Annotated in this window: 23 protein-coding genes; 11 read left to right on the top strand and 12 right to left on the bottom strand. The window is 37.5% G+C overall.

What is annotated here, in order from left to right:
* Positions 1-67 precede the first annotated feature (67 nt).
* A complete protein-coding gene (locus GQR54_RS16020) occupies positions 68-1,396 on the bottom strand; it encodes a hypothetical protein (RefSeq protein WP_166378917.1) in 1,329 nt (442 codons plus the stop codon).
* 529 nt (positions 1,397-1,925) lie between these two features.
* Between GQR54_RS16020 and GQR54_RS16025 the strand changes: the two genes are divergently transcribed.
* From GQR54_RS16025 to GQR54_RS16045, 5 genes are read left to right on the top strand one after another with little or no spacing between them, the layout of a single operon-like run.
* The gene (locus tag GQR54_RS16025) at positions 1,926-2,309 is read left to right on the top strand and encodes a response regulator (protein ID WP_166378919.1); all 384 of its coding nucleotides are present in this window, start codon (positions 1,926-1,928) and stop codon (positions 2,307-2,309) included.
* A gap of 13 nt (positions 2,310-2,322) precedes the next feature.
* A complete protein-coding gene (locus GQR54_RS16030; RefSeq protein WP_166378921.1) occupies positions 2,323-3,228 on the top strand; it encodes a MoxR family ATPase in 906 nt (301 codons plus the stop codon).
* Positions 3,229-3,234: 6 nt separating this feature from the next.
* Complete coding sequence (locus GQR54_RS16035) at positions 3,235-4,221, top strand: DUF58 domain-containing protein (RefSeq protein ID WP_166378923.1); 987 nt, start codon at positions 3,235-3,237, stop codon at positions 4,219-4,221.
* Positions 4,221-6,191: a DUF3488 and transglutaminase-like domain-containing protein gene (locus GQR54_RS16040; RefSeq protein ID WP_166378925.1), complete on the top strand. Its 1,971-nt coding sequence runs from the start codon at positions 4,221-4,223 to the stop codon at positions 6,189-6,191. Before GQR54_RS16035 ends, GQR54_RS16040 begins: the two co-directional genes overlap by 1 nt.
* An 8-nt stretch (positions 6,192-6,199) precedes the next feature.
* Positions 6,200-7,522, top strand: a complete 1,323-nt coding sequence (locus GQR54_RS16045; protein WP_166378927.1) for a Na+/H+ antiporter family protein — start codon at positions 6,200-6,202, stop codon at positions 7,520-7,522.
* 271 nt (positions 7,523-7,793) lie between these two features.
* Here the strand turns inward: GQR54_RS16045 and GQR54_RS16050 are convergent, their stop codons facing one another.
* The 3 genes from GQR54_RS16050 to GQR54_RS16060 are packed head-to-tail and all read right to left on the bottom strand — an operon-like array spanning position 7,794 to position 9,899.
* Positions 7,794-8,225: an acyl-CoA thioesterase gene (locus GQR54_RS16050; protein ID WP_007582749.1), complete on the bottom strand. Its 432-nt coding sequence runs from the start codon at positions 8,223-8,225 to the stop codon at positions 7,794-7,796.
* Positions 8,226-8,230: 5 nt separating this feature from the next.
* Entirely contained in the window at positions 8,231-9,049 is an 819-nt protein-coding gene (locus GQR54_RS16055; RefSeq protein ID WP_166378929.1) for a M23 family metallopeptidase, read from the bottom strand.
* Positions 9,042-9,899 (bottom strand): 6-carboxytetrahydropterin synthase, encoded by an 858-nt coding sequence (locus tag GQR54_RS16060; RefSeq protein ID WP_166378931.1) that lies wholly within the window; start codon positions 9,897-9,899, stop codon positions 9,042-9,044. The genes GQR54_RS16055 and GQR54_RS16060 overlap by 8 nt, the downstream gene beginning before the upstream one ends.
* Positions 9,900-10,102: 203 nt before the next feature.
* On the opposite strand from GQR54_RS16060, the gene fabA reads away from it, so the two are divergent.
* Positions 10,103-10,618, top strand: a complete 516-nt coding sequence (gene fabA / locus GQR54_RS16065; protein ID WP_007582756.1) for a bifunctional 3-hydroxydecanoyl-ACP dehydratase/trans-2-decenoyl-ACP isomerase — start codon at positions 10,103-10,105, stop codon at positions 10,616-10,618.
* Positions 10,619-10,685: 67 nt separating this feature from the next.
* Here fabA and rmf read toward each other — a convergent pair whose 3' ends face one another.
* Both rmf and GQR54_RS16075 read right to left on the bottom strand, forming a co-directional pair.
* Positions 10,686-10,856, bottom strand: a complete 171-nt coding sequence (gene rmf / locus GQR54_RS16070) for a ribosome modulation factor (RefSeq protein WP_002960897.1) — start codon at positions 10,854-10,856, stop codon at positions 10,686-10,688.
* Between the two features lie 283 nt (positions 10,857-11,139).
* On the bottom strand, positions 11,140-12,411 hold the full coding sequence (locus GQR54_RS16075; protein ID WP_166378933.1) for an IS4 family transposase: 1,272 nt from the start codon (positions 12,409-12,411) through the stop codon (positions 11,140-11,142).
* A 243-nt stretch (positions 12,412-12,654) separates the two neighbouring features.
* Here GQR54_RS16075 and GQR54_RS16080 point away from each other — a divergent pair, with 243 nt between their 5' ends.
* Positions 12,655-13,290 (top strand): TetR/AcrR family transcriptional regulator, encoded by a 636-nt coding sequence (locus GQR54_RS16080; RefSeq protein ID WP_007582758.1) that lies wholly within the window; start codon positions 12,655-12,657, stop codon positions 13,288-13,290.
* A 49-nt stretch (positions 13,291-13,339) separates the two neighbouring features.
* The gene (locus tag GQR54_RS16085) at positions 13,340-14,332 is read left to right on the top strand and encodes an MDR family oxidoreductase (RefSeq protein WP_166378935.1); all 993 of its coding nucleotides are present in this window, start codon (positions 13,340-13,342) and stop codon (positions 14,330-14,332) included.
* Positions 14,333-14,375: 43 nt separating this feature from the next.
* On the opposite strand, the gene GQR54_RS16090 is transcribed toward GQR54_RS16085, so the two are convergent.
* Complete coding sequence (locus tag GQR54_RS16090) at positions 14,376-14,942, bottom strand: hypothetical protein (protein ID WP_007582760.1); 567 nt, start codon at positions 14,940-14,942, stop codon at positions 14,376-14,378.
* 194 nt (positions 14,943-15,136) lie between these two features.
* Between GQR54_RS16090 and GQR54_RS16095 the strand changes: the two genes are divergently transcribed.
* Entirely contained in the window at positions 15,137-15,553 is a 417-nt protein-coding gene (locus GQR54_RS16095) for a VF530 family protein (protein ID WP_007582761.1), read from the top strand.
* 102 nt (positions 15,554-15,655) lie between these two features.
* Here the strand turns inward: GQR54_RS16095 and GQR54_RS16100 are convergent, their stop codons facing one another.
* Positions 15,656-16,087: a DUF3859 domain-containing protein gene (locus GQR54_RS16100; protein WP_166378937.1), complete on the bottom strand. Its 432-nt coding sequence runs from the start codon at positions 16,085-16,087 to the stop codon at positions 15,656-15,658.
* 206 nt (positions 16,088-16,293) lie between these two features.
* Here GQR54_RS16100 and GQR54_RS16105 point away from each other — a divergent pair, with 206 nt between their 5' ends.
* On the top strand, positions 16,294-17,301 hold the full coding sequence (locus GQR54_RS16105; RefSeq protein ID WP_166378939.1) for a YHYH protein: 1,008 nt from the start codon (positions 16,294-16,296) through the stop codon (positions 17,299-17,301).
* Between the two features lie 13 nt (positions 17,302-17,314).
* Positions 17,315-17,839 carry a hypothetical protein gene (locus GQR54_RS16110; RefSeq protein WP_166378941.1) on the top strand — a complete coding sequence of 175 codons (525 nt, stop codon included), beginning with the start codon at positions 17,315-17,317 and terminating at the stop codon, positions 17,837-17,839.
* Positions 17,840-17,950: 111 nt separating this feature from the next.
* Here the strand turns inward: GQR54_RS16110 and GQR54_RS16115 are convergent, their stop codons facing one another.
* From GQR54_RS16115 to GQR54_RS16130, 4 genes are all read right to left on the bottom strand, one after another.
* Positions 17,951-19,768 (bottom strand): serine/threonine protein kinase, encoded by a 1,818-nt coding sequence (locus tag GQR54_RS16115; RefSeq protein ID WP_166378943.1) that lies wholly within the window; start codon positions 19,766-19,768, stop codon positions 17,951-17,953.
* Positions 19,769-19,966: 198 nt separating this feature from the next.
* Positions 19,967-20,416, bottom strand: a complete 450-nt coding sequence (locus GQR54_RS16120) for a hypothetical protein (RefSeq protein ID WP_166378945.1) — start codon at positions 20,414-20,416, stop codon at positions 19,967-19,969.
* A 266-nt stretch (positions 20,417-20,682) separates the two neighbouring features.
* Positions 20,683-21,342, bottom strand: coding sequence for an NAD(P)H-dependent oxidoreductase (locus tag GQR54_RS16125; RefSeq protein WP_166378947.1), 660 nt, complete (start codon positions 21,340-21,342; stop codon positions 20,683-20,685).
* A 275-nt stretch (positions 21,343-21,617) separates the two neighbouring features.
* Positions 21,618-22,421: a hypothetical protein gene (locus tag GQR54_RS16130; RefSeq protein ID WP_166378949.1), complete on the bottom strand. Its 804-nt coding sequence runs from the start codon at positions 22,419-22,421 to the stop codon at positions 21,618-21,620.
* Positions 22,422-22,656 lie beyond the last annotated feature (235 nt).

Raw genomic sequence — 22,656 nt, forward strand, 5'->3', positions numbered from 1 at the left:
ATAAAACTGCCCGCAAAGTGCCTTTTTAGGTCCTTTGTATAAATAGTTAGACTAGTTGGATAATGACTTAAAATTTAACAGATATTTCAGAAGTGAAGCCGTCAAATCCTTTACCGATTTGGCCGCCCGAATTAACACCTTCTTCTTGGTTAACATACTCAACTTTTAAAAGCGTTTTATCGTTAAACCAGTAACCTGCGGCTACTTGAATACGCTCTACTGTGTTGTCTGTCTGTTCAATTAAGTCGGAAGTGTTTTCGGCTTCTGCATAACGAGCCGCTACATATAGCTTTTTAGGGATTAGATATTGTTGTGCTTCAAACACGAAGTACTCAACCGATGAGTCGCCTTCTATTACACTATTTGAATCAAAAGTCGTGCCATTTTCATCAGCTATGCCGTTTGTACCAAAGTAGGTAATACCGGCAACTGCATTACCAGCGGCATCTGCGAACGTGTAGTCATCAGATGATTTACCAACCATAAAAATTAAGCTAGTTTCGTCAGATGGTTGATAAGCTAAGTTAAGCTGGATGATTGATTGCTCAAGCCCTGGCATTGCGCCAACATGAGTGTCACGCTCGTTCGAAGGTGACGCTGAGAAGTTATAGTTTTCACCATCGCCAAAGCGATAGTTTGTTGTGGTTACACCATCAAGACTGGCTACACCGTTTTCAAAACGTAACTGGTCGCCTTGATTGGCTTTTAATAAGTTTAAACCTGCTTTAAAGCCACCTTCAAATTCTAGAGTACCTTGAAGTCGGTAGTTATAACCTCTGTCTTCTTGAAACGCTTCACCGAAACTTGAAGTCGTAATGTGACCTGTAACATTATAAGCACGTACTACACCACTATCGAAAGTTTCGCTGTAACTTAGCTGTGCGCCGTTTTCTGCGGTTGCGTAATCGGTAATACCATTACCAATAAGTGCATTACTTTGGTTATCTGCGCCGTCTTGAAAACCTTTAAATTGAAATGGTGAGCCACCAATATTACCCAAACGCAGTGTTAAATTTGCGTTTTCTTTTGGTGTGCCATAAAGACCTAGTAGGTCAAATTCAACACCTGCAAAATCGTTGTGAAATGAAAAGTCACGATCTTCGCCACCAAAGTCATTAGGCTCTTCTGCAATATCTATATCGGCAGTGATGAACTCGTTAATATGAAATTTAAGCACTAGATTAGCTCTAATACGGCCAAATCCTGACTCTTGTTCTTCATCTTCTGGACGAAATGCGCCGTCTTTAGCTTGAATTGACTGAAAGTTTTGCATTAGTAAAAAGTCTACGTCAACGCGATCTAAATATTCAGAAATATCAGCCTGTGCTGGAGCCGATGTAGCCATAGCTGCCGCTATGAGAGAAATTGCAAATTTAGTCTTTTTATTATTCAACATAATAAGCTCTTTATTTAGTGTGGTGTGTGATGCCAACTTTATTAAATTGCATATTCATTTAATGAAATTGGTATTAATTCAGTGTGTGTAGATGAGGCTGGCTGAGCAAAACATTAAATAGTTAATGAAGTTGCACTTGTGAGCATAAGCTCATCTACTGAGCATAATCACAGAATGAATTTAGAAGGTCAACGATTTTTTATTACAAAACGTTTACAAAAAATCGAATTTATATGTAAATATTTTTGAATCAATAAGTCAAGTAGCAAATTTGTTACATCAAATTTTGAGGAAATAAAGTGTAGGATTAAGGGATTTATGGTAGATACGTCATTATTGTTCAACACAATTAATGAAAGTATAAGTTCGTAGAGGATATAAAATCAGGTAATCCTTTAAATATAGGCTGTTGGAGAAACCTATGAACAGTTTATTTATTAGTCTTTTTTAAGTAACGTTCTTGAGCTTATGTTGGGGTTAGCTTAGTATTAAAGCACTTAGATGTATTCAAAATAGAAGTAACCTACATATGGAATTTGTTCGCCCGCTAGAGCCCATCCTCATTATTGATGACGTTAAGGAAATTCGTGATTATCTAAACCAAATTTTAACTGACTTAGGGTTTGAAGATATATTAGAAAGCGCTGATTTTAGCTCTGCTAAACCTATTATGAACAATAAACCGCCAGGCGTAATATTTGTAGATGTAGATTTACCTGACTCTAACGGTGCAGAGATATTGGAATACATTAACAGTACTTACCCGCACACTCATGTTGTAATGTGCTCTGGCCACAATAGTCTCGAAAACGTACAAAACACGTGGGAAATGGGCGCTAAAGGCTTTATTGCAAAACCTTTCAATACAAAAAAAGTAGACACTGTAATGAAGCGTCTTGAAATAATAGAATAATAATAAGGTTAGCATGCATAGTACTGTTACTGCGATTATAGACGATCTTTCGAGTGTTATATTTGGTAAACAACAACAAATAAAACTGGCACTTACATGCTTATTTAGCGAAGGGCATTTACTCATTGAAGATTTGCCTGGCATGGGAAAAACCACTCTTTCTCATGCATTGTCAGCTGTGTTAGGTTTATCGTATCAGCGTATACAATTTACCAGTGATCTTCTGCCTGCTGATATTTTGGGTACTAATGTGTTTAACTCTACCGAGCACAGTTTTACGTTTCATAAAGGCCCTATTTTTAGCCAAGTTGTTTTAGCTGATGAAATAAACCGCGCAGGTCCCAAAACACAAAGTGCGTTGCTTGAAGCAATGGAAGAGCAACAAGTAACAGTTGATGGAAAAAAATATACGCTGCCAAATCCATTTTTTGTGATAGCAACACAAAACCCGCTTTACCAATCAGGTACCTACCCGTTACCTGAGTCGCAATTAGACCGTTTTTTAATGCGTATTAGCTTAGGTTTTCCACCTAAAGAAGCCGAAAAACGCTTAATTTTGAATATGCAAAAACGAGATTACAGTCAGTTACCTAGGCGTATTAACCAACAAGAGTTAGCTGCAATTCAAACCCAGATAAGCCAAATTACTTTAAGTAGCCCGGTTATTGACTACATTATAGAGCTTGTTAATTACACACGCACAAGCAACGCTTTTGCATCATCATTATCACCTCGTGCTAGTATGGCTCTGGCTAAAGCGGCTAGGTCGTGGGCCTTTATTGATGGTCGTGATTTTGTAATGCCAGAAGATGTTCAAGCCGTATTTGCAAGTGTGTGTCAGCATCGATTAGGTTTGCATAACGAGTCAGGTGAAGCGCAAGTAAACGATATTTTAAAAAACGTATTAGTTCCGGTATAAACTTTTATGCCAAAAAAAACAGCTAAGCACCCTTCTTTATTTAAGTCATTTAAGCAAAGTGTATTTAATAAGTTATTAAAAAATAAACATTTAAAAAACTCAATTACACTTGAACACAGAACAATTTATGTATTGCCATCATCCCTTGGTTGGTACTTTGTAATTGTGGCTATTTTAAACTTTGTAATGGGCATTAATTATCAAAATAATTTAATTTTGATAATGTCTTATCTTATGTTTGTGGTGATGATTATTGCTGTATTAATGGGCTACAGTAACGCTAAAGGCTTAACGGTTAAATTTAAAGATGCATTTAACAGCTACGCACCTCAAAAACCGAGTATTGTATTTGAATTACAAAGCCCTTCAGTAACCCAATCTATTAATTTAACATATCAAGGTAGTGAGCAAACTCACAAACATACCGACGAAGTTGATAGTAAACCTCAGTTACTTACACTCAACTTACCCTACAGCTCACGCGGTAAGTACTCAGTGCAACGTATTAAAATAGCGAGTAACTACCCCTTTGGCTTAATAACTGTTTGGAGCTACATTCAATTACAAACAGGTGTTTTTGTATACCCGTCGCTTGAACAAGTACACAGTGATGCGCATGTTTCTGTGCTTGATGAGCAAGCCGATAAAGGTATTTCTACACAATCTGGTAGCGAAGAGTTTGAGTCGTTAATCCCACATTTACCAGAGATGGGCTTGCAAAGAGTATCGTGGAAGCATTACGCAAAAACACAGCAGTTGTTAGTAAAAGAGTTTGTAGACTTTAAAACAGCGAATGCGCTCTTCGATTTTACGTTAATGAATGGGGATACAGAACAACGTTTAAGCCAGTTATGCTTTTTAGTGTGTGAAGCAACCGAAAAAAACACCCCTTTTATGTTAAAACTACCGAGTAAAACAATAAATACAAATACCGGACAGCAACATAAGCAGCAGTGTTTAGCGTTATTGTGCTCATTTAATGGTGGTGAGTAATGGATATAATTAAAAACGAAAAAGTAATAAATTATTCACTGTCTTTTATATATTCATGTTTAATTGTATTTTTTGTACCACATTTACCGCTTGTTTTTGTTGGTGTACTTACACTCATTTGTGCATGGAACTTTTACATAACGCTGAGTAATAAACCAAAGCCAAATGCTTGGCTGGCAAACATACTCGCAGGTGTGTCATTAGGTTTAATGCTCTACACAATAGGCATGTCGGATACGGTTATTTTATTTGTGGCCATGCTGCTACTTGCTAGTTTATTTAAGCTGCTGCAGGCTAAAACCAAAAAACACTATCATGTAATTACAACGCTTACGTTTTTTTCACTCTCATCAGTGTATTTATTTAACCAAAGCATCTTAACGACTTTAGCTGTGAGTGGTTTATACATATTAAACTTTGCAGTACTTGGCTTACTCGAATCCAAACATAATTTAAAAATAGCCTCTAAGCAAAGTGGTAAATTACTACTTTTAGCGCTTCCTTTAGCTGTCTTTTTACTGCTTTTTTTACCAAAAATGCCCGCCTTTTGGCAGCTTCCCGGGCCTAAGCTTGCAAAAACAGGGCTTTCTGAACAAGTCGATCCTTTCGATATTGCAAAGCTTTCAAATTCTGACGAGCTTGTGTTTAGAGCTAAATTTAACGAAGAAAAACCTGTAGCGCCTTATTATTGGCGAGCAATAGTCCATGATGAGTTTAATGGTAATGCGTGGCTTACGTCTGACTTTTTAAAATATAATAATGTAAAAACAAATACGCAGAGCGAAAATGATGAGCAACTTATTGCAAGCTACTCAGTTATTACAGAGCCTGCTACACAAAAATGGATCTATGGTTTAGCCTACTCCAATAGTAACTCACAAAATGTTGAAGGTAATTCGCTAGGTTTATTGCGTAAAAAAAGTCGCCAAGCTAAAAACTTACAATACGATGTAAATAGCTTTAACTTCACAGCTTTACCGCTTGGCGAATTTGAAGAAAAACGCTACAAATACCTCGCTTATAAAAAGAATGTAAAAACATCATCACTTGCTAAAAACTTAAAGCAAAATACACACTCTGACCGCGATTTTTACAATAGCTTATTACGATACTTTGCAGGTACGGGATTTACTTATACATTAACACCCACTCCTATGAGCGGCGATAACACGATTGACCAATTTTTATTTGAAAACCAACGTGGATTTTGTGGTCATTATGCAAGCGCCGCTGCGTACATTTTTAGAACCGCAGGTATACCCGCTCGATTAGTAAGTGGTTATTTAGGCGGTGAATTAAACCAAGATAATAATACGCTAACAGTTCGCCAGTACGATGCGCATGCGTGGGTGGAAGTATATTTACAAAACGAAGGTTGGGTTATTTTTGATGCAACCGCTGTTGTCGCACCGGAGCGATTAAATGGCTCACTTTCGCAAAACGAAGAGCTGAATGATGAATTTAAAAGTAATCTTGATTTTGGTTTAGTGAGTTTAAGTAATTTTCCCGCTATTAATTGGTTAAGGTTGGAACTTGAAAATCTCGATTATCAATGGTCTAGCTGGGTACTTGGTTTTGACGAAGAAAAACAAAATGATTTTTTAAAATCAATTTTTGGTAGTAAAAATATTTGGCTTGTACCATTAATGGTTTTATTAACAGCTGGCTTTTGTTTTGTAGGTTATTTTGTTTATTTAAACTTACCAAAACGCCCGGCTAAACTAGCACCTATGGTAAAAGAGTTTTATGAAGTAAAAGCATGGGCACAAAAACAAAAAGTAAATATACCTGATAATTTAACGCCTAGTCAGCAGTTACATTTTTTTGCTGACAAATTCCCTCGTTCTGCACAATCTATAACCACATTTAGTCAGTTATTTAACCAAATACGCTATGGTAAAAAACCTTTTACGAAAGAGCGTAAAACTCAGGCTAAAGATCTGATAAAATTAATTAAAATTTCCAAATAGAGAATACTATGAATGCTGTTGTTATAGGCGTTATTTTAATGCTCGGGCTATCTCTGGCTCGCGTTAACGTCATTGTTGCCATGATCATAAGTGCTTTAGTTGCTGGTTTAACCGCAGGCTTGGGTATAAAAGAAAGTGTTGATGCATTTAATTCTGGCCTTTCTGCCGGAGCTGAAATTGCACTAAGTTATGCCATGCTTGGTGCATTTGCCGTTGCTATTTCTAAGTCGGGTTTAACACGCATTCTCGCTGATAAGTTACTTATTAAAGTAAATGCTAAAGGCAGCGGTAATGAAACGTTTTTAAGTTACTTCATTTTATTAATTATTTTAGGTTGTGCGATTTCTTCGCAAAACTTAGTACCTGTACACATAGCGTTTATTCCTATTTTAATCCCACCGTTACTCGTTGTTTTTAATCAATTAAGGTTAGACAGGCGTGCTATAGCGTGTATTTTAACATTTGGATTAGCAACCTCTTATATGGTGCTGCCTTATGGTTTTGGTGGTATTTACTTGTATTCTATTTTGCATAAAAATTTAGTCGATAACGGCTTAGATATTGTAAATACACAAGTCCCTATGGCGATGATAATTCCTGCATTAGGTATGTTTATTGGATTACTTATTGCGGTATTTATTACCTACAAAAAACGTCGCGAATACACAGAGCAGCCATTAACAACTGTGAGTAAATCGGCTGAGGTAGAAAATCCTAAAAAAGTAATGATTGTAGGGCTATGTGCGGTACTTGCCTCACTTGTTGCACAAAACCTAAGTGGCTCAATGATTTTAGGCGGTTTAGTGGGTGTAATGATATTTAGTGTATTTGGTGTAGTTAAGTGGGAAGAAAACGGCGACGTATTTAGTAAAGGCGTTGCGATGATGGCGATGATTGGCTTTATTATGATATCGGCACAAGGCTTTGCATCAGTTATGCAGGCCACTGGGGACGTAGCGAGCTTAGTACACAGCGCAGCCGCCCTTTTTGATGGTAATAAACCTTTGGCGGCTGGTGTTATTTTGTTAGTCGGGTTATTAATAACAATGGGTATTGGTAGCTCGTTTTCAACAGTGCCTATTATTGCAACTTTGTTTGTTCCTTTGTGTTTAGACCTCGGGTTTTCTGTTATGGCTACCGCTGCACTTGTTGGTACTGCAGGCGCTTTAGGTGATGCAGGCTCCCCTGCTTCAGACTCAACACTTGGCCCAACATCAGGTTTAAATGCCGATGGCCAGCACGACCATATTAGAGACTCTGTTATTCCAACATTTATTCACTTTAACATTCCACTGCTGATATTTGGCTGGATTGCAGCAATGGTGCTTTAAGTAGTATGTATGCATATAAGTATTCGTAAATTTAATTAAAAGCTGAAGATAACCAAAAAGGTATGTTAAAAGCATACCTTTTTTGCTTCTAACAATTCTTATCCCTATCAATTTCTCTTTTATTTTGATTAGTTTATTAGTAAATATTAACTGAGGTGTTGAGATTACATTTAATAAATATTTAGTATGATGTGTTCTTTATGGTTTTCTATATAAGCACCAATTAAGGTGCTTATATAAATTTACTTTACCGCATATTTAAAGCTTTAAATTAATCAAAACCATAAATCATTTTGTCGCATACTACCGGAGTCGGTCTGTGGTTATCATCGACTGCAACAAACGTAAAGCTACCACTAATGGCAGAGTGCTTATCATCTCTGTGCATAGTTTCTAATAATATATCTACGTCAACTTTTAAGCTGGTGTTACCTACATGCACTACTTTAGCTATTAACTCTGCAAAAGTACCTGCTGGTATGGCCTCTTTAAAGTCGACTCTATCTGAAGATATAGTTACCAAAGGCTTACGGCAAAAACGAGTCGCTGCTATAAATGCCACTTCATCCATCCACGCCAGTGCATCACCACCAAATAAAGTATTGTGATGATTAGTACGCCCAGGAAACACGGTCTTAGTTACCGATGTGGTTGAGTCTTCAATACGCTGAGCAATTATTGCATCGCGATTTACGTCAGTCATAATCTCTACTTTTTGTTTGCTAATGTATCTTGCATTAGTAATGCAGGATCAAGGCGTTCGCCTTTCCAGTTAAAACGCCAATCTAGGTGAGGACCCGTTACACGCCCTGTTGCACCAATTTCAGCCACTTTGTTACCTTGCTTAATTTTGTCACCCACTTTTACATCAAGCTTACTTAAATGAATGTAAGTTGAGGTAATACCATGGCCATGATCAATAATTAATGTACCACCTGAGTAGTATAAATCAGGTTCAGAAAATACCACGGTACCACTAATTGGCGCGTAAACAGGAGAACCTGTTTTATTAGCAATGTCTAAGCCAAAGTGCGGACGACGAGGCTCACCATTAAAATAGCGCTGACTGCCGTAAACACCCGATATACGCCCTTCTGCAGGCTTTAACACAGGGTCTAAAAAGTACAGTAAATCAGAGTCTACTTCTCTCGCTTTACGAACAGCAACTGCTTCGCGGCTTATACGTGCACTGACTTCTTTTGCCGGTGAAACATACTTCTTAGCCACGCCGGTAATTTTATCAATTTCATATTCACGCTTAGTTATGGCTAGCGGCTGAGAATGCGATTTACCCGTGTTATCTACCCATTTTAAAGTATGAGTCGTTTCAGCGTCACGCCCAAAACCAAATACAAAGTCACCATTTGGCGAAAGTTTTAAGCTTTTACCATCTAAGCTTACTGATTTAGCGTTTTCTAGCTTTCCAGTAACTAAACCGCCTTGTGTTAAATGCCCTTTTAACTCAAGCGCCATAGCACTAAAGCTAGCAGAGGCAACAAGCGCTGTTGCTAAAAATGTTTTAAACATAACTAATCGATCCTTTTCCAACACCTTCATAAGCGGTCACTTTCACTGCTTTTTCTGGATATTGAGCTTTAATTTGGCCAGCTACATGTTCAGCAATACATTCTACAGTGGTATCTACTGGTAAAATGTCGCAACGGGATTCGCTAATAGCCATTTCAAAATAGCCTTGTGCCGACGTATAAGCAAAACATACATCACCCGCTTTGGCTGTTATGTGTTTTAAATCAGGTGCGTTAATTTGATCTTCACTGGTGGCTAAGTAAATATCTTCCCACTTTTGAGACCATTCTTTTTGCAAGCGCGGCATAGAGATGCCATCTAGGCTAATACCAATTTGAGAACGATGCCCATGAATAATACGTTGGCAATTACCGTCATGCTTTTTAAGGCCATGGCTGTAATGATAGTAAAAGCTTTGGCTGTGCTCAGGCTTAAGAGACAACTCAATTTTTTCAATGTTATCTGGTAGCTTCGGTAAAATAGTCGCAATTAAAAATTCAGTAACCGATTCAACCGTTACTTCGTCTGCGTTAATCATGCAATAAGCTTGATGAGGAGCACTCATAGCTAAGTGGTTGTTTTCACCAAATGTACAGTCGAGTGTTTTATGCTCGTTAAATTCAGATACAGTGCCATTAAGGCCTGTAGGAATTGCTAAACGGTGATCAATACACTCATCTATAATGCCTTTAATTTGCTTTTTAACTAAACCAAAGTCTAAAACCATAGACTCTTCGTTAAGTTTACCGTGCAAAGTTAAATCAACAATCCAGCTCTCGCCAACGGCGCCGCGTTTGTTACATAAGTAAGAAAAATCAATCACAGTTAGTGAGTTAACAAAAAGGATCATAAACTTCCTTTAGACTGGTTATAAGACAGCGTTAATTATAATGATTTCTGATTGTAATTGCGCGGTTTTATAGTGCAAAAACCAATCGTGTTGATTGATTGATGATTTAATATGCAATATTTTGATTTTTTAACTGCTCCGAGTTGTTTAGCGTACAAGTGTACGCTAAAGTACTTGGCTATTTCTAAGCGAAGATAAGTGTTATGGAACCTAAAAATAGCTATACAAAAGAAGATTTGATCCTGTGTGGTCAAGGTGAAATGTTTGGTGAAGGCAACTGCCGTTTACCAAGTGACAACATGTTAATGATGGACCGCATTACCTCTATTACTGCTGATGGCGGAATTCATGGTAAAGGCGAAATTGTTGCTGAGCTTGATATTGACCCTAGCCTGTGGTTTTTCGATTGCCATTTTAAAGGCGACCCAGTAATGCCAGGTTGTTTAGGATTAGATGCTATGTGGCAACTAGTTGGCTTTTACTTAGGTTGGTCTGGTGGCCCTGGTCTTGGTCGTGCGCTAGGTGTGGGTGAAGTTAAATTTACTGGCCAAATTTTACCAACTAATAAAAAAGTAACTTACCGTCTTGTAATGAAACGCGTAATTAAACGTAAATTGTTTATGGGCGTTGCCGATGGCACTGTAGAAGTAGATGGCCGAGTAATCTACGAAGCAAAAGATTTAAAAGTGGGCTTGTTCCAAGACACTAGTGCATTTTAATTTTTAAACGCACAAACAAAAAGGCCTCCAATGTGGAGGCCTTTTTGCTTAAATTCGATTATTGATTTTAGGTTTTGTACATGTTGCGATTTTCAATCGCTTCACGCCAACCTCCTAACCACTCTGATTTTGGATCTACTTGTTGATAAGGGCATAGCTCTTTTGAGCGACCTGCTAAACCTGCTTTAAAACCTTGAGAATGAGCTCTTTCTAAACGATCTCTTTTCTGTCTCTTCATCGGTAATATCCTCACCTTTTTATTTATATATTGTGTAGCATTAGTGAAATCTACATTTAATGAATAGTTAATAAAAATGTAAAATTCAAATTGTAAAAGCAATTAAATTGTTTGACTTTAACTAAGCTGCTGATGCAAAAATGAATTAACATTTAAAAAAGTAAGTGGTCATACAACATTTAATTTGACCGGTTCGTAATAACAAATTGGCGATTTAATAATCGCTAAAAAGCACTTGTGTGCTTTAATTGTGACCGACTAATATTGACTCATAGGTTAGACATTAAGAGAGAATTGGATTCAGGCCGCATTTTAATCGTCCTTTTTCTTTATCTCTTTTTGGGTTCGCTCTTCGTGCATATTTTGACAAAAAACTGATAGTTTTTTGCCATGCTTTATTCAGTGTCGATATCACGCCTTGTGTTATCGACTCCATTAATTGATAAAACCAACCTTGGGTGTTTTTTGCTACCATAAATGTTGATAGCTCAATACCGGCAAGTTGTTGAACACTCATGCCTATTCGCCTCTTTACTAACAACGTCAATAAACTTGCCCACACCAAGCCTTCCATCATGCTCGCTTTTCTGGTGTTAAATTTCTGAAGGTTGCAATAAGACTTCCATTCTTTAAACAGTAACTCTATTTGCCATCTGAGACTGTAGAGCTTTATTACCGCTTCAGCGCTAAATTTTTCTCGATTTAAGTTCGTTGCCCAATAAGTAGGCTCACTTTTTCCTTTAGGCCAGCTCGCAATCAATCGATAATTCGTTTTACCTTCCACATCCATATCGACAATAACACTACGACGAATATGCTTTTTAACGTCCTTTTGCTTCTTCTGTGAAAACCGTTTAAACGCGTTACCGTGACGATTAAAAGCAGCTACTACGGTTGGATTAACCGTGGTTTTAGCCCTGACAACATAAAAGCCTCCTGCTGTATCAATTGATTCAAGATACGATAACTTAAAATAACCTCTATCCGCTAAAAACAAGGTGTCGACTAACGATTTAGCATCAGGTAAAAAATCATATTCAGCTTGGCTATCAGGACTCACTGAGATTTCTTCGGGATAACCTTGAAGCACATCCCAACTCACATGAACCTCTATTGCCGCAGGACTTATTTTAGTAAAGCGACCTTTAAAGGTATCTTTTAAACTATCGTGCACTGCGAACGAACTTCCACCTTGCATTACTATGCGTTTAAAGTCAGAAAGAGTGGCGTCTGTACCGAGTATTTGTTGCTGCCATTCATTTAACGCCACATCGACCAGTGATTTCATCAATAGGCTGAATTCAGGCTTACTCAGTTGATTGTGAAACGGTTTATATTGAACATCAGTTTCCGTCAACTTCACAAAATAGCGATGTAAATCTGTCACGGTGTTTACCGATTTATCGCCTAGAGCCGTTATTAACGACATGACTAATTCGAAAGGTTTTATTATTCGTTTACAGCTACAAAAACGGCTTGTTTTACCTATTTCGTTAATATTAAAATCGTTAAGCACTTTCGTTATTTTGTTTAACTCAGTATTATGTTTATTCATGCTCTGCTTTTGGGATAGATAGTGGTTTGGCGATTACTATCAGATCAAATTCAGAGCATGTTTTCAAGTTTTATTCCTTAAGATCCAACCTATGAATATTGACTAAGTTCCAAACAAAAATGTAATCGTGACACTTTTATTTCATTAATCTTAAATTAGTAGCCCGCCCCTAAATTTGAACTATTTTTAAACAATTTAAATTTATACTTGATTATTTAAAGTCGATCGGTCTAATATGAGTTCATGAACAAAAACACATCAACACCAATACGCCGTGGTCGCCCACCTAAAATAGCCAGAGAAAACGCCGATACAAAAGCGTTACTTATTCGCACGGGCCTAGAAACCCTAACTGAATTTGGTTTTAGCGCCACGGGGCTCGATACTATTTTAAAAAAAGCGGCTGTACCTAAAGGCTCTTTTTATCATTACTTTAAAAGTAAAGAAGCCTACGGTATTGCGTTAGTTGATGCATACGACAGTTATTTTATTGCCAAGCTTACCCATTACCTACAGCAAGAAGATGTCCCCCCACTTGAGCGAATCGTTAATTTTACTCAAAGCGCAATTAAAGGGATGAAAAAATACGATTACAAACGTGGCTGTTTAGTCGGTAACTTAAATCAAGAGCTTAATCATTTAAGTGATGAGTTTAAAACCAGATTAATGCAAAGCTACACCGCTTGGCAAAACCATGTAGAGGTTTGCTTAAACCAAGCTAAGCAACAAGGCACTATTGCAAGCCATGTAAATACAAAATTGATGAGTGAGTACTTTTGGATTGGCTGGGAAGGTGCTGTTATGCGCGCCAAGCTCACAAAATCAAATACTCCACTTACTTTGTATACAGAAATGTTTTTACGCGCATTATTAACCTAATGCGTTTTTATTTACCAATTAAAAGACGATCGGTCTAAAAGGATATCCCATGAGTAACCCAATTAAAGCCATTGTTATTAATAAAGAAGATAATAACTATAGCGCTTCATTATCAACTATCGAAAATAGTGATTTACCAAACGAAAACGTATCTATCGACGTGCTATACAGCACACTTAACTATAAAGATGGTTTAGCAATTACTGGCAAAGGCCCCGTTGTACGCAGTTTTCCTATGGTGCCAGGTATTGATTTAGTGGGTACGGTTACAAAATCCACCAGCGATGAATTTAAAAACGGCGATAACGTAATATTAAATGGCTTTGGTGTAGGTGAAAAACATTGGGGCGGGCTTGCTCAAAAAGCAGCACTTAATAGCGATTGGTTAATCCCCTTGCCTTCAGGTATTTCACCAAAACAAGCAATGCAAATAGGCACTGCGGGTTATACCGCCATGCTAAGTGTTATAGCACTTCAAAAACAAGGTATTACGCCTGAATCTGGCGAAATACTGGTAACTGGTGCTAATGGTGGCGTAGGCAGCTTTGCTATTTATTTACTAAACCAACTTGGGTTTAACGTAACAGCGGCAACGGGTCGATTAGATCAAAGTGAGTATTTAAAAGAGTTAGGCGCTTCACAAATAATTGACCGAAATGAGCTTTCAAACCCGGGTAAGCCTTTGCAAAAAGAGCGATTTGCAGCGGCAATAGATTCAGTAGGTAGCCATACACTTGCCAATATTTGTGCATCATTAAAATATGGTGGCGTAGTAACCGCCTGCGGACTTGCACAAGGTATGGATTTACCAGCATCGGTGGCACCCTTTATATTACGTGGTGTATCTCTTATAGGAATTGATAGCGTAATGCGCCCTAAAGCCGACAGAATTGAAGCATGGGATCGTTTAGCTAAATTAGTAAGCGCTGATTATTTAGATAAAATTTCGACAGAAATATCACTCGAACACGTAATCGATAACGCAGAGCAACTTATGGAAGGTAAAATTCGTGGTCGTGTTGTAGTTAATTGCCAAAGTTAATTAAATAATAAGCCACATAGTAATATGTGGCTTAAACGTTTAACTAGGCACCGAATGCAGCTAATTTTTCAGCTAATTCTGTTTTAGTAATCAAACCCATTTCTTCTTGCTTTTTAAGCTTGCGAATGTTGTCAAAGTTATCTAGTTTTAAACGTGCTTTAGCTAACTTTTCTTCCATTTCTTCTTTAGATAAAACATCAAGTTTTACTGCTTTTTCTAACTTCTCTTTTTCTTGATCATATTCTTTTTGAAAAATTGCTTTTTCTTGAATTATAATTTGATCTTTTATTTTCTTTTCGATTTCAATGGCTTCATCTTCAAGCTCAATCTTTTTCTCTAAAAGAGGCTCTATTCTTGATAAAGGCTCTTGTAAAGCAACTTCAACATTTTCACCTTGGTTAGCTAAAAGGTTCTCAACATATTTTTTACCAATATCTTTGTAACCAATATTAAGCTGACCTTCAATTGAAGTGATTTCTGAACGAATCGATGAAAGTTTTGCGTTTTCTTTTGCTGAAGTAGCAATATCACTACTTAGTTTTGATGTAGAGTCACTAATATTTGAGCCAATAGTGCTTGCTTGAGTTTTGATCTTATTAAAAAGTCCCATTTCGTAATATTCCTTAATCTTTAATACTATAAATTGGCATCTTGCCGTATTTTATAAAGCTTTTTAATATTACCGATTATTTAAACACGTGTAAATTTTATCTTTCAATTCATTGTATGTGTAGATTTTAGAGTATCAAAACTTATAGATAAAACTTATAATGCAATTTGTATTTTAATAATGAGGCAACACCTATGAGCAACCAAGAACTTTTCAGTAATAACCCACTGCAAGGCGTAAAATTAGAACAAGTGGTTGAAGAGCTGGTTGAACAATACGGGTGGGAACTCCTACACGCTTATTTACAACTTAACTGCTTTAAAAATAATCCTGATGTTAAGTCTGCGGTTAAATTTTTACGTAAAACACAATGGGCACAAGAAAAAGTAGATAACTTTTACCTTTATCGTCTTAAAAACTTACCTAAGCCTGATGATGTGCAATACGAATTACCGCCACGAGATCGCGTTATCCCCGCTGATCATAAACCTGGTGAGCCGTGTGAACTTAGTTTTGTTGATGCTAAACGTATTGTAGAGAAAAAAGAATCTAAGCAACGTGCTCGCGATCGTAAACAGCGTTCTAATTCTAGTAACCCTTGGGGTAACTAAAAACTTATTAATTTAAGGTTGAAGAGCTGTTTATAAATAGCTCTTCGACTATTTTCTCATTAACTTCAATTATATCCGCGTCACATAGCCAATAAATAACAATTAGTACCCTCGGTTTTTCCAAAAATCTGTTTCAGTGCGCTCTGCCTCTAATGCCACATTAAAAGTTTTATCAGCAATGATTTTTCCATTTAGTTCAATCGTCATTCGCCAATCACCCAATTTATTTTCTATTGGCAGCCAAAGTGTATCGCCTAAATAAAAGTTCCAATCACTGTTTTTAACGTATACATCGCCTTCAAAAGGGTCCATCACATCACCGTTACTACTTGGAATATCAGGATGGTAAATACAATAATGAAGCTTTTCGCCTTTACCTTTTTTGATATTTACGATTAAGCCAAACTCAATATCTACCTCAGCTATTACATTTGTTGTAAATTGCTCTATTTGTGGCAACGCTTTACTTTCACTATCCCACTTAGAGTAAATACCGTGACTTTGTAACGTCACTACAGGTTTTGTTTTAGCCATTAAGGTAGCCTTTTATGTTAGCTATTTTGGCATTAGTTTAACTTTTTGAAATTTTAAAATAAAACACAATCTCATAAAGTTAAATCTCAACTTAGCTTTAATACTCCGCCTATTTACATAATTGCTAATTTGTCATCATTGTTTACACACTATTTGCACAATTGCTGATTATTGTTTGAGTAACTTAATTGATCAGGTAGGCAGCAATGAAACAATACGCACTTAATAATAAAAATCGAAATAGGATAAATGCTTTAAAGCTCACTTCTCTTGCTTTAATTGTTTCATCGTTAGTTGCATGTGGAGGTGGAGAAGGCATAGCTGATAGCTCAGAAACTACAGAAAGCTCATCACAAACCACCACAGATAATGGCACAGGTACCAGCATTTCAACCCAAAGTGTACTTTGTGAATATAGCTACAGTGAATATAACGAGTCAGAGTCAGTACAAGCCACCAGCGCTGCAGATTGGTCATGCACAGGAACTACACGCGACTTAGTAGCTAATGGCATACCCGATCACGAAGTAGGCACATTCCCTAATGCTGATAACCCAAATACTATTTCTGAGCAATCAGTAAATGAAAGCTACACACTTGAGCCTATAGAAACAACACAAGCAACCATACTTGGTGGTCCTCGTGGAATGATAGGCGTTGTACTTAATGGCATTAAAATAGACGCTGGTACAGGCGGAAGTTGTGATGATTCTGGAACCGATTGCGATTTAGGCGACAATAGCGGCAACTGGAATATAGAAGCCCTAAGCCAAGACACGTTTAGTTTTGGAACAGACGACAACAATGCACACGTACAACCCGATGGTACATATCATTATCATGGTATGCCTGAAGGCTTTGTAGCAATGCGAGGTGGCAATAGCACCACTATGACTCTAATAGGTTGGGCAGCAGATGGCTTTCCTATTTATGCACGTTACGGCTATTCAGACTCAAGTGATGCAACTTCAGTCCTAACCGCAATGACCGGTAGCTATCAACGCGTAACAACCGTAAGCGCAAACCGCCCTTCTACCGATATATACCCATTAGGTACATTTGCACAAGATTGGGAATACGTAGCAGGCTCTGGTGATTTAGATGAATGTAATGGCCGCGTTGGTGTAACGCCTGAGTTTCCTGATGGGATATACCACTACTACGCAACAGACACTTACCCGTTTTTTCAACGCTGTGTTAAAGGCGAAGTTTAGTTAGGAGTAAGCTATGCCTTATATAAAAAGAGGTCTACTGAGTATGACCACCTTGTGCTTACTGAGTACACCAACCTTAGCAAACGCGCATTTAATGGTTGCAGATCACGGTACGCTGAATTTTGTTGATAATAACGTGTTTATTGTGCTTTCAATCCCTATGTCGGCTTTTAAAGGGGTTGATGAAGATAAGGATGGCAAAGTATCAATAGTTGAGTTTAATGCTCATAAAAAACAAATAAGTAAGCGAGTTAAAAAGAACGTTTATTTAGCGGATCATCAGTATAAATTTACTATTGACGGACTTTTGCTAAACCCAGAAGCGTCGCATACACATAAAAGCGACAATATAGACCAAGTAACCATTACTGGTCGCTACTCTCTTGCGAGTAAATTAACCAAAGTTAACTTTAACGTTAAGCTATTTAGTAACAATGAGCACAAGCAGCAATATCAAATTACAGCGACTAATAAAACGCAAAAACTTACTCATCAATTTGAGCTAACATTAACATCGCCTTTTAGTAAGGTGTTTTAATAATTAGTAATACTTACCTAATAATTAAGTGGCAAAGAGTACAAGTTAAACAAACTTATGCTCTTTTTTTATCTTTGTCTTTTCATTCAGCACTCTTAATTTAAGTACTTTCTATAAAGATACAAGCTTAGGATTTTTAGGAAAGTAATGCTCTTCTTGCTGCTCACATAAACTAAACTCACGGGTGTTTTTATATGGGAGTTTCATAAAGCCCGCGACACCAACGTCCGTAATATTTACCGCGTATTGCATAAGTTTATTTAGCAAACGTTTAAACTCAACCTCTTTGCTCGAATCGAGTAAGCGGTAGTAATGGTGAATTTTCATTCTGTCAGGCAGTGCTTCAAAAATAATACACCCCGTATGATGAATTTGGTTAAGCTCAAATACGCACTTAATAACTTTTTTAGGTAGCTGTAGTTGCTCATCAGGGTCTTTACCGTCTTCAAAGTATGAATGCGGGCGGGTTATGTCGTTTGCCTTCATGCTTACAACTTCGTATTCAAGCTCTGGTAGGCTATCAAACTTAAATGCACCCGTGCCATCTCGCTCTAGTTGAATGGTTTTACGGGCATCAAACAAACAACACTTGAATAACCCTTTTTGATTAATCGCTTGCGCAAGCATCACCGTGTTATTAATCGCATCACTAAACGCATCACCCAATGATTCGTCATGCATAATTAAAGACGATTCAACAAACATCGACTCATCCTTCCAATGAAAACTAAGCCCACCAACAACAGGGTACTTAGCTAATCGGCTTATTGATGCTAAAAATGCTTTTTCGTTATCGCCTGTATCAAACAAAAACTCTTTATAATAACGGTCAAGTTGCGCGTCGTTTATATCTAGTAATTGCTGATTATGATCGGCCTGGCGTAAAAACTGTTTTCGTGAACTATATACCACCGTGTCGGGTTGCTCTGCCTTGCCATACCAAAAAGGGATATCTGCTTTTTTTTGTTTTTTATCAAGCTCAGGTAAATACGCTTTAGCCATAGTTGTAATGTTACGCATAAAGTAATCACCGGCACCATCACGTTGTGCCTTACTTTTAGATAGCATGCCATCAATAACTTTAGCCAGTTCTTTTGGGAGCCCTAAGCTGCTTGCAGGGATGGCTTGCGCACCAAAGCGACACGACTGCGCCGACGCTAACGCATACAGCGTGGCGGCTACACCTTGTTCGTCAAATCGTGGGGATGATTGCTCCCCCGACATTTGCGCTTCACCAATAAAGTACACATCGCCCATACGAGCATTCGTTGTGCTTAAATCGCCCGACATTAAATCCATAAAGTTACTGGCAACAGGGTTACCATCACTATCGAGCTGTGCATACACAGAGCTTCCCCAATCCACTAACGACAGCGCATCAGTGTTTGCATCCCAAACAAGGTTTGAAGGCTTTATATCGCCATGCACTATAGGTTGTGGGCTAATGCCGTTTTTGTGACTGCGTAAATCAATTAATACATTACGTAACCTAACAGCTAGTGCCATTATTTGCGCGGCACTAAAGCGCCCTGTTTTAAGCGATACTTTTTCAAGGTCCTCTCCAATGGCGCGAGCCATCATTAAAATCCCTTGTTTTTTAATTCGCTCAAATGCATAAAAGGTAGGCACTAAGGGGTTATTAATTTGCGAAAGCATATACGCTTCGTCTTCTAGGCGGTCACGTACACTTTGGGCAAGTGTAATACGCGAAAACTTAAATACCCAAGGTAAGCCGTTATCGTCATCACCTGCAAATACAAAACCAAAAGCACCCGAGCCAATCATTTCAACGTTTTTGTAGCCCAGCAGTGTTAACTGCTTAATACAAATATTAAGCCACTGGCGGTGTTTTTTAGCATCGCGGTGCGAAAGCAAATAAACAGATTGCTCTTCGTTGATATAAAAATTGCGGATTTCTTTGGCTTTCAATACAGGTACTCAAATTTATAAAACTAACTAATTATTAGTTTTATGTAATGAGATTACAATAGGTTAAATAGGAGTATTGAAATCGTTGAATAAAACAGCGCTAAAATAGCGCCAGAACAGTAAATTTAATTGGAGACGTTAAAGCTCAAAGTAAGCTTTTTACAATGCACTGTATATAAATACAGTGCATTGTTTTTACTAACTTTCTATAACACGAAGCTGCTTAATTGATGACACATCTATGTGCGTTTGATAATAATATTTATTGGTGACTCTACCACGGCTCATAAAATCGATAGTTACTCGTTTAGCTTCGCCTGTTACTTCTATTGTTTTATCAATAAAAAAGGTGTCTGCTGGTTGTCCGTATTTACTTTGAAGCTCGGCTACCACATTAGGCTGTATTGATACCGTAATTGAACGCCTGTCGCGATAATCAGTTTCTGTATTTAAATACAACCAATTACCCTGAGCTCCCGCCGCTTTAATATGAAACTGGTAAGTGCCAGCAACACCCTTAGGTGCACTTTGCTCAGTTAAAGCGATAAGGTTCATATTTGCAGCCGTACTTTGGCTCATTTCAATTTTATGGGGAACAGAACTACATGCACTAAGCGTTAGCACACTTAGTAAGGCTAGATATTTCAAGACACAATTTCCTTGTTTCTTACACCAATTCGCATAATTCAGTAATCTATTTTGAGGCAAGAAAACCGTGTTGAGAACACAGCAAAAATTTCGTTATTGAGTTGTTCTATATCAAAATTTTTAATGCCGTTAGCGATTTAATCTCTTAAATTGATTAAGTATTATTGCGGATTGGTATTATGCATTATTAAAAATATGTAGCGTTAATGATACCACTATATGCAGCCATGTTTCTATAATCAATCCAAACAATTAGTTAGCGGGTATTAAGGTGCATTGCGCTGAGAAGGATCTGTTTTAAAGCTTTTTAGCAAACTTTGCGGGTCAACCACCTCGGTATGCTCTTTAGCAGCCTGCGCCCACCATATTAGTTGGCTAAACGTGCGTGAGAAATAATTAAACCACGATGATTGACTCTCTCCTGCAACAGGTTTGCCATCCTCACTAAACACATCTTGCGCTTTTGGCACGTGGATCATCGCCGATACCGGCAAACAGCCAAGTTCAGATAAAAACGTGCGCATACTAATGGCCGCTCTTACGCCACCCCACTGCCCTGCTGAGTAAGTTACTATTGCACTTGGTTTATACGAAAATAGTGAGCTACCAAAATGATTAAGTAAGTCAGCGAGGGCTGGACTCATGCTGTGATTGTACTCAGGGCTAATCATTATATAACCATCTGCGGCTTTAATTTTATCAGCTAAAAGAGTGAGCTCTGTAGGTGCATTACTTTTAGCGTATGCAAAATGCGGTTTAAATACGTTTTCGCTAGGAAAATCCAACGTATCAATTAGCTCAAACTCATGGTCGCCAAAATGCTCTGTTAAGCATTCTATACAAGCACTAGAAACCCTTAAACCTAAGCGAGCAGGCTTTGGTGGTGTACTATCGCGTACTGTGCCTAAAAATACTAAAAACTTCATATGTAATTCTCAACTGTATTTGAACGATAGCTAAACACTAACATTTTTAGTTATTGTGTATTACACATACGCATTGTTTATTGATTCAAAACATAATAATAATTAAATTTAAAACTGAAATTTAGCAACAACCTGGCCGTTAAACATATTTTATCGTGTGTTACTATTTGATCCTAAGATCGATTTAATCATGCAGCAAGAGTTTTACCCAGTAGGCTCTGAACTGCCTAAAAGTAAAACACACTGCTTCAAACTCAACCTTGAAAAAGCACGCCCTAGTATTGATAACTTAGCCCTACACCACCCCAAAATATATTTCGAAGTGTCTCGTCACCTACAAAGCGTTTTTCATCTTTATTAACTGCAATGCTATAGCTTGTATATGTGTATAAGGCTAACTGATTAAAAAGCTGATACGACAAGTTTACAGTAAACTTTACGTTGTTAATTCCGTTGTGCCCATCATTAACATACCCCGCATTAAACCCCACGCCCGATTGAATATCTACTGATAGTAAATCGTTAATATAAAAATCTTTTTTTACTGCCAGCTCCAAAAATGTACCGCTGGCATCAAATGAATGATAAACACTACTTAACAACTGAATATCGTCTGCATAAAAATACGCAAAGTCGAGGCTTAGCTCATTATCGTGAGCATCAATGCCTTCTTCACGAGCTTTAATATAGTTATAACCTACATACATCTCTATCCGCTCAGATAAGTGAGCGGTATAAATAGCATTTAAATTAAGCTCTGAATAATCACTACTAATACCTTTTGCCGCCCAAGGGATCACCGCAAAGTTTTTATAATTAAACTCAGTAGCAATTGATGTAATACCATTACCGGCAAGGTTATCTCGACCTTCGGTTACATATCGGCTTTCCCATAATGGGTGGATATGTAAATCAAACTCTTTATTTTTATAATTTACGTCAGTATTAGTATGCTTAATATTTCCGCCTACACCCACTTCAAGCTCTTGATAGTGCTCTTGTGTTTTTGCTTGTGCGTAAGCTGTATTTACTCCCGCTAGAGTCGTAATAACAAATACATATTTTAAATAGTGAGTCATTTATTAAGTCCAAAACCATCATAAATGGTAAAAAGTGGCGCATAGTATTGTTATAAAACGTATTAGCGCAATAAATGGATGCACATTTATTGTTTTATTTATTAGATTTTAAAGTATTTACTAAGTATTACCCATAAACTACAAGTTGCAATTAGCTCGGATTTCAACCAACAAACCAAAGCTATATACGCACCGAGCAATGCTCTAGCTGGTACTTAATTTAATAGTTTAAATA

The organism is Pseudoalteromonas sp. Z9A4, assembly GCF_011378845.1.
GTDB lineage: Bacteria > Pseudomonadota > Gammaproteobacteria > Enterobacterales > Alteromonadaceae > Pseudoalteromonas > Pseudoalteromonas arctica.

Excerpts from the sequence above, each read along its gene's own strand:
- GQR54_RS16055 (WP_166378929.1), bottom strand. The coding sequence starts at position 9,049 with ATGTTTAAAACATTTTTAGCAACAGCGCTTGTTGCCTCTGCTAGCTTT.
- GQR54_RS16060 (WP_166378931.1), bottom strand. The coding sequence starts at position 9,899 with ATGATCCTTTTTGTTAACTCACTAACTGTGATTGATTTTTCTTACTTA.
- rmf (WP_002960897.1), bottom strand. The coding sequence starts at position 10,856 with ATGAAGAGACAGAAAAGAGATCGTTTAGAAAGAGCTCATTCTCAAGGT.
- GQR54_RS16075 (WP_166378933.1), bottom strand. The coding sequence starts at position 12,411 with ATGAATAAACATAATACTGAGTTAAACAAAATAACGAAAGTGCTTAAC.
- GQR54_RS16100 (WP_166378937.1), bottom strand. The coding sequence starts at position 16,087 with ATGGCTAAAACAAAACCTGTAGTGACGTTACAAAGTCACGGTATTTAC.
- GQR54_RS16025 (WP_166378919.1), top strand. The coding sequence starts at position 1,926 with ATGGAATTTGTTCGCCCGCTAGAGCCCATCCTCATTATTGATGACGTT.
- GQR54_RS16105 (WP_166378939.1), top strand. The coding sequence starts at position 16,294 with ATGAAACAATACGCACTTAATAATAAAAATCGAAATAGGATAAATGCT.
- GQR54_RS16080 (WP_007582758.1), top strand. The coding sequence starts at position 12,655 with ATGAACAAAAACACATCAACACCAATACGCCGTGGTCGCCCACCTAAA.
- GQR54_RS16050 (WP_007582749.1), bottom strand. The coding sequence starts at position 8,225 with ATGACTGACGTAAATCGCGATGCAATAATTGCTCAGCGTATTGAAGAC.
- GQR54_RS16020 (WP_166378917.1), bottom strand. The coding sequence starts at position 1,396 with ATGTTGAATAATAAAAAGACTAAATTTGCAATTTCTCTCATAGCGGCA.
- GQR54_RS16130 (WP_166378949.1), bottom strand. The coding sequence starts at position 22,421 with ATGACTCACTATTTAAAATATGTATTTGTTATTACGACTCTAGCGGGA.
- GQR54_RS16090 (WP_007582760.1), bottom strand. The coding sequence starts at position 14,942 with ATGGGACTTTTTAATAAGATCAAAACTCAAGCAAGCACTATTGGCTCA.
- GQR54_RS16110 (WP_166378941.1), top strand. The coding sequence starts at position 17,315 with ATGCCTTATATAAAAAGAGGTCTACTGAGTATGACCACCTTGTGCTTA.
- GQR54_RS16085 (WP_166378935.1), top strand. The coding sequence starts at position 13,340 with ATGAGTAACCCAATTAAAGCCATTGTTATTAATAAAGAAGATAATAAC.
- GQR54_RS16125 (WP_166378947.1), bottom strand. The coding sequence starts at position 21,342 with ATGAAGTTTTTAGTATTTTTAGGCACAGTACGCGATAGTACACCACCA.
- GQR54_RS16045 (WP_166378927.1), top strand. The coding sequence starts at position 6,200 with ATGAATGCTGTTGTTATAGGCGTTATTTTAATGCTCGGGCTATCTCTG.
- fabA (WP_007582756.1), top strand. The coding sequence starts at position 10,103 with ATGGAACCTAAAAATAGCTATACAAAAGAAGATTTGATCCTGTGTGGT.
- GQR54_RS16095 (WP_007582761.1), top strand. The coding sequence starts at position 15,137 with ATGAGCAACCAAGAACTTTTCAGTAATAACCCACTGCAAGGCGTAAAA.
- GQR54_RS16035 (WP_166378923.1), top strand. The coding sequence starts at position 3,235 with ATGCCAAAAAAAACAGCTAAGCACCCTTCTTTATTTAAGTCATTTAAG.
- GQR54_RS16040 (WP_166378925.1), top strand. The coding sequence starts at position 4,221 with ATGGATATAATTAAAAACGAAAAAGTAATAAATTATTCACTGTCTTTT.
- GQR54_RS16030 (WP_166378921.1), top strand. The coding sequence starts at position 2,323 with ATGCATAGTACTGTTACTGCGATTATAGACGATCTTTCGAGTGTTATA.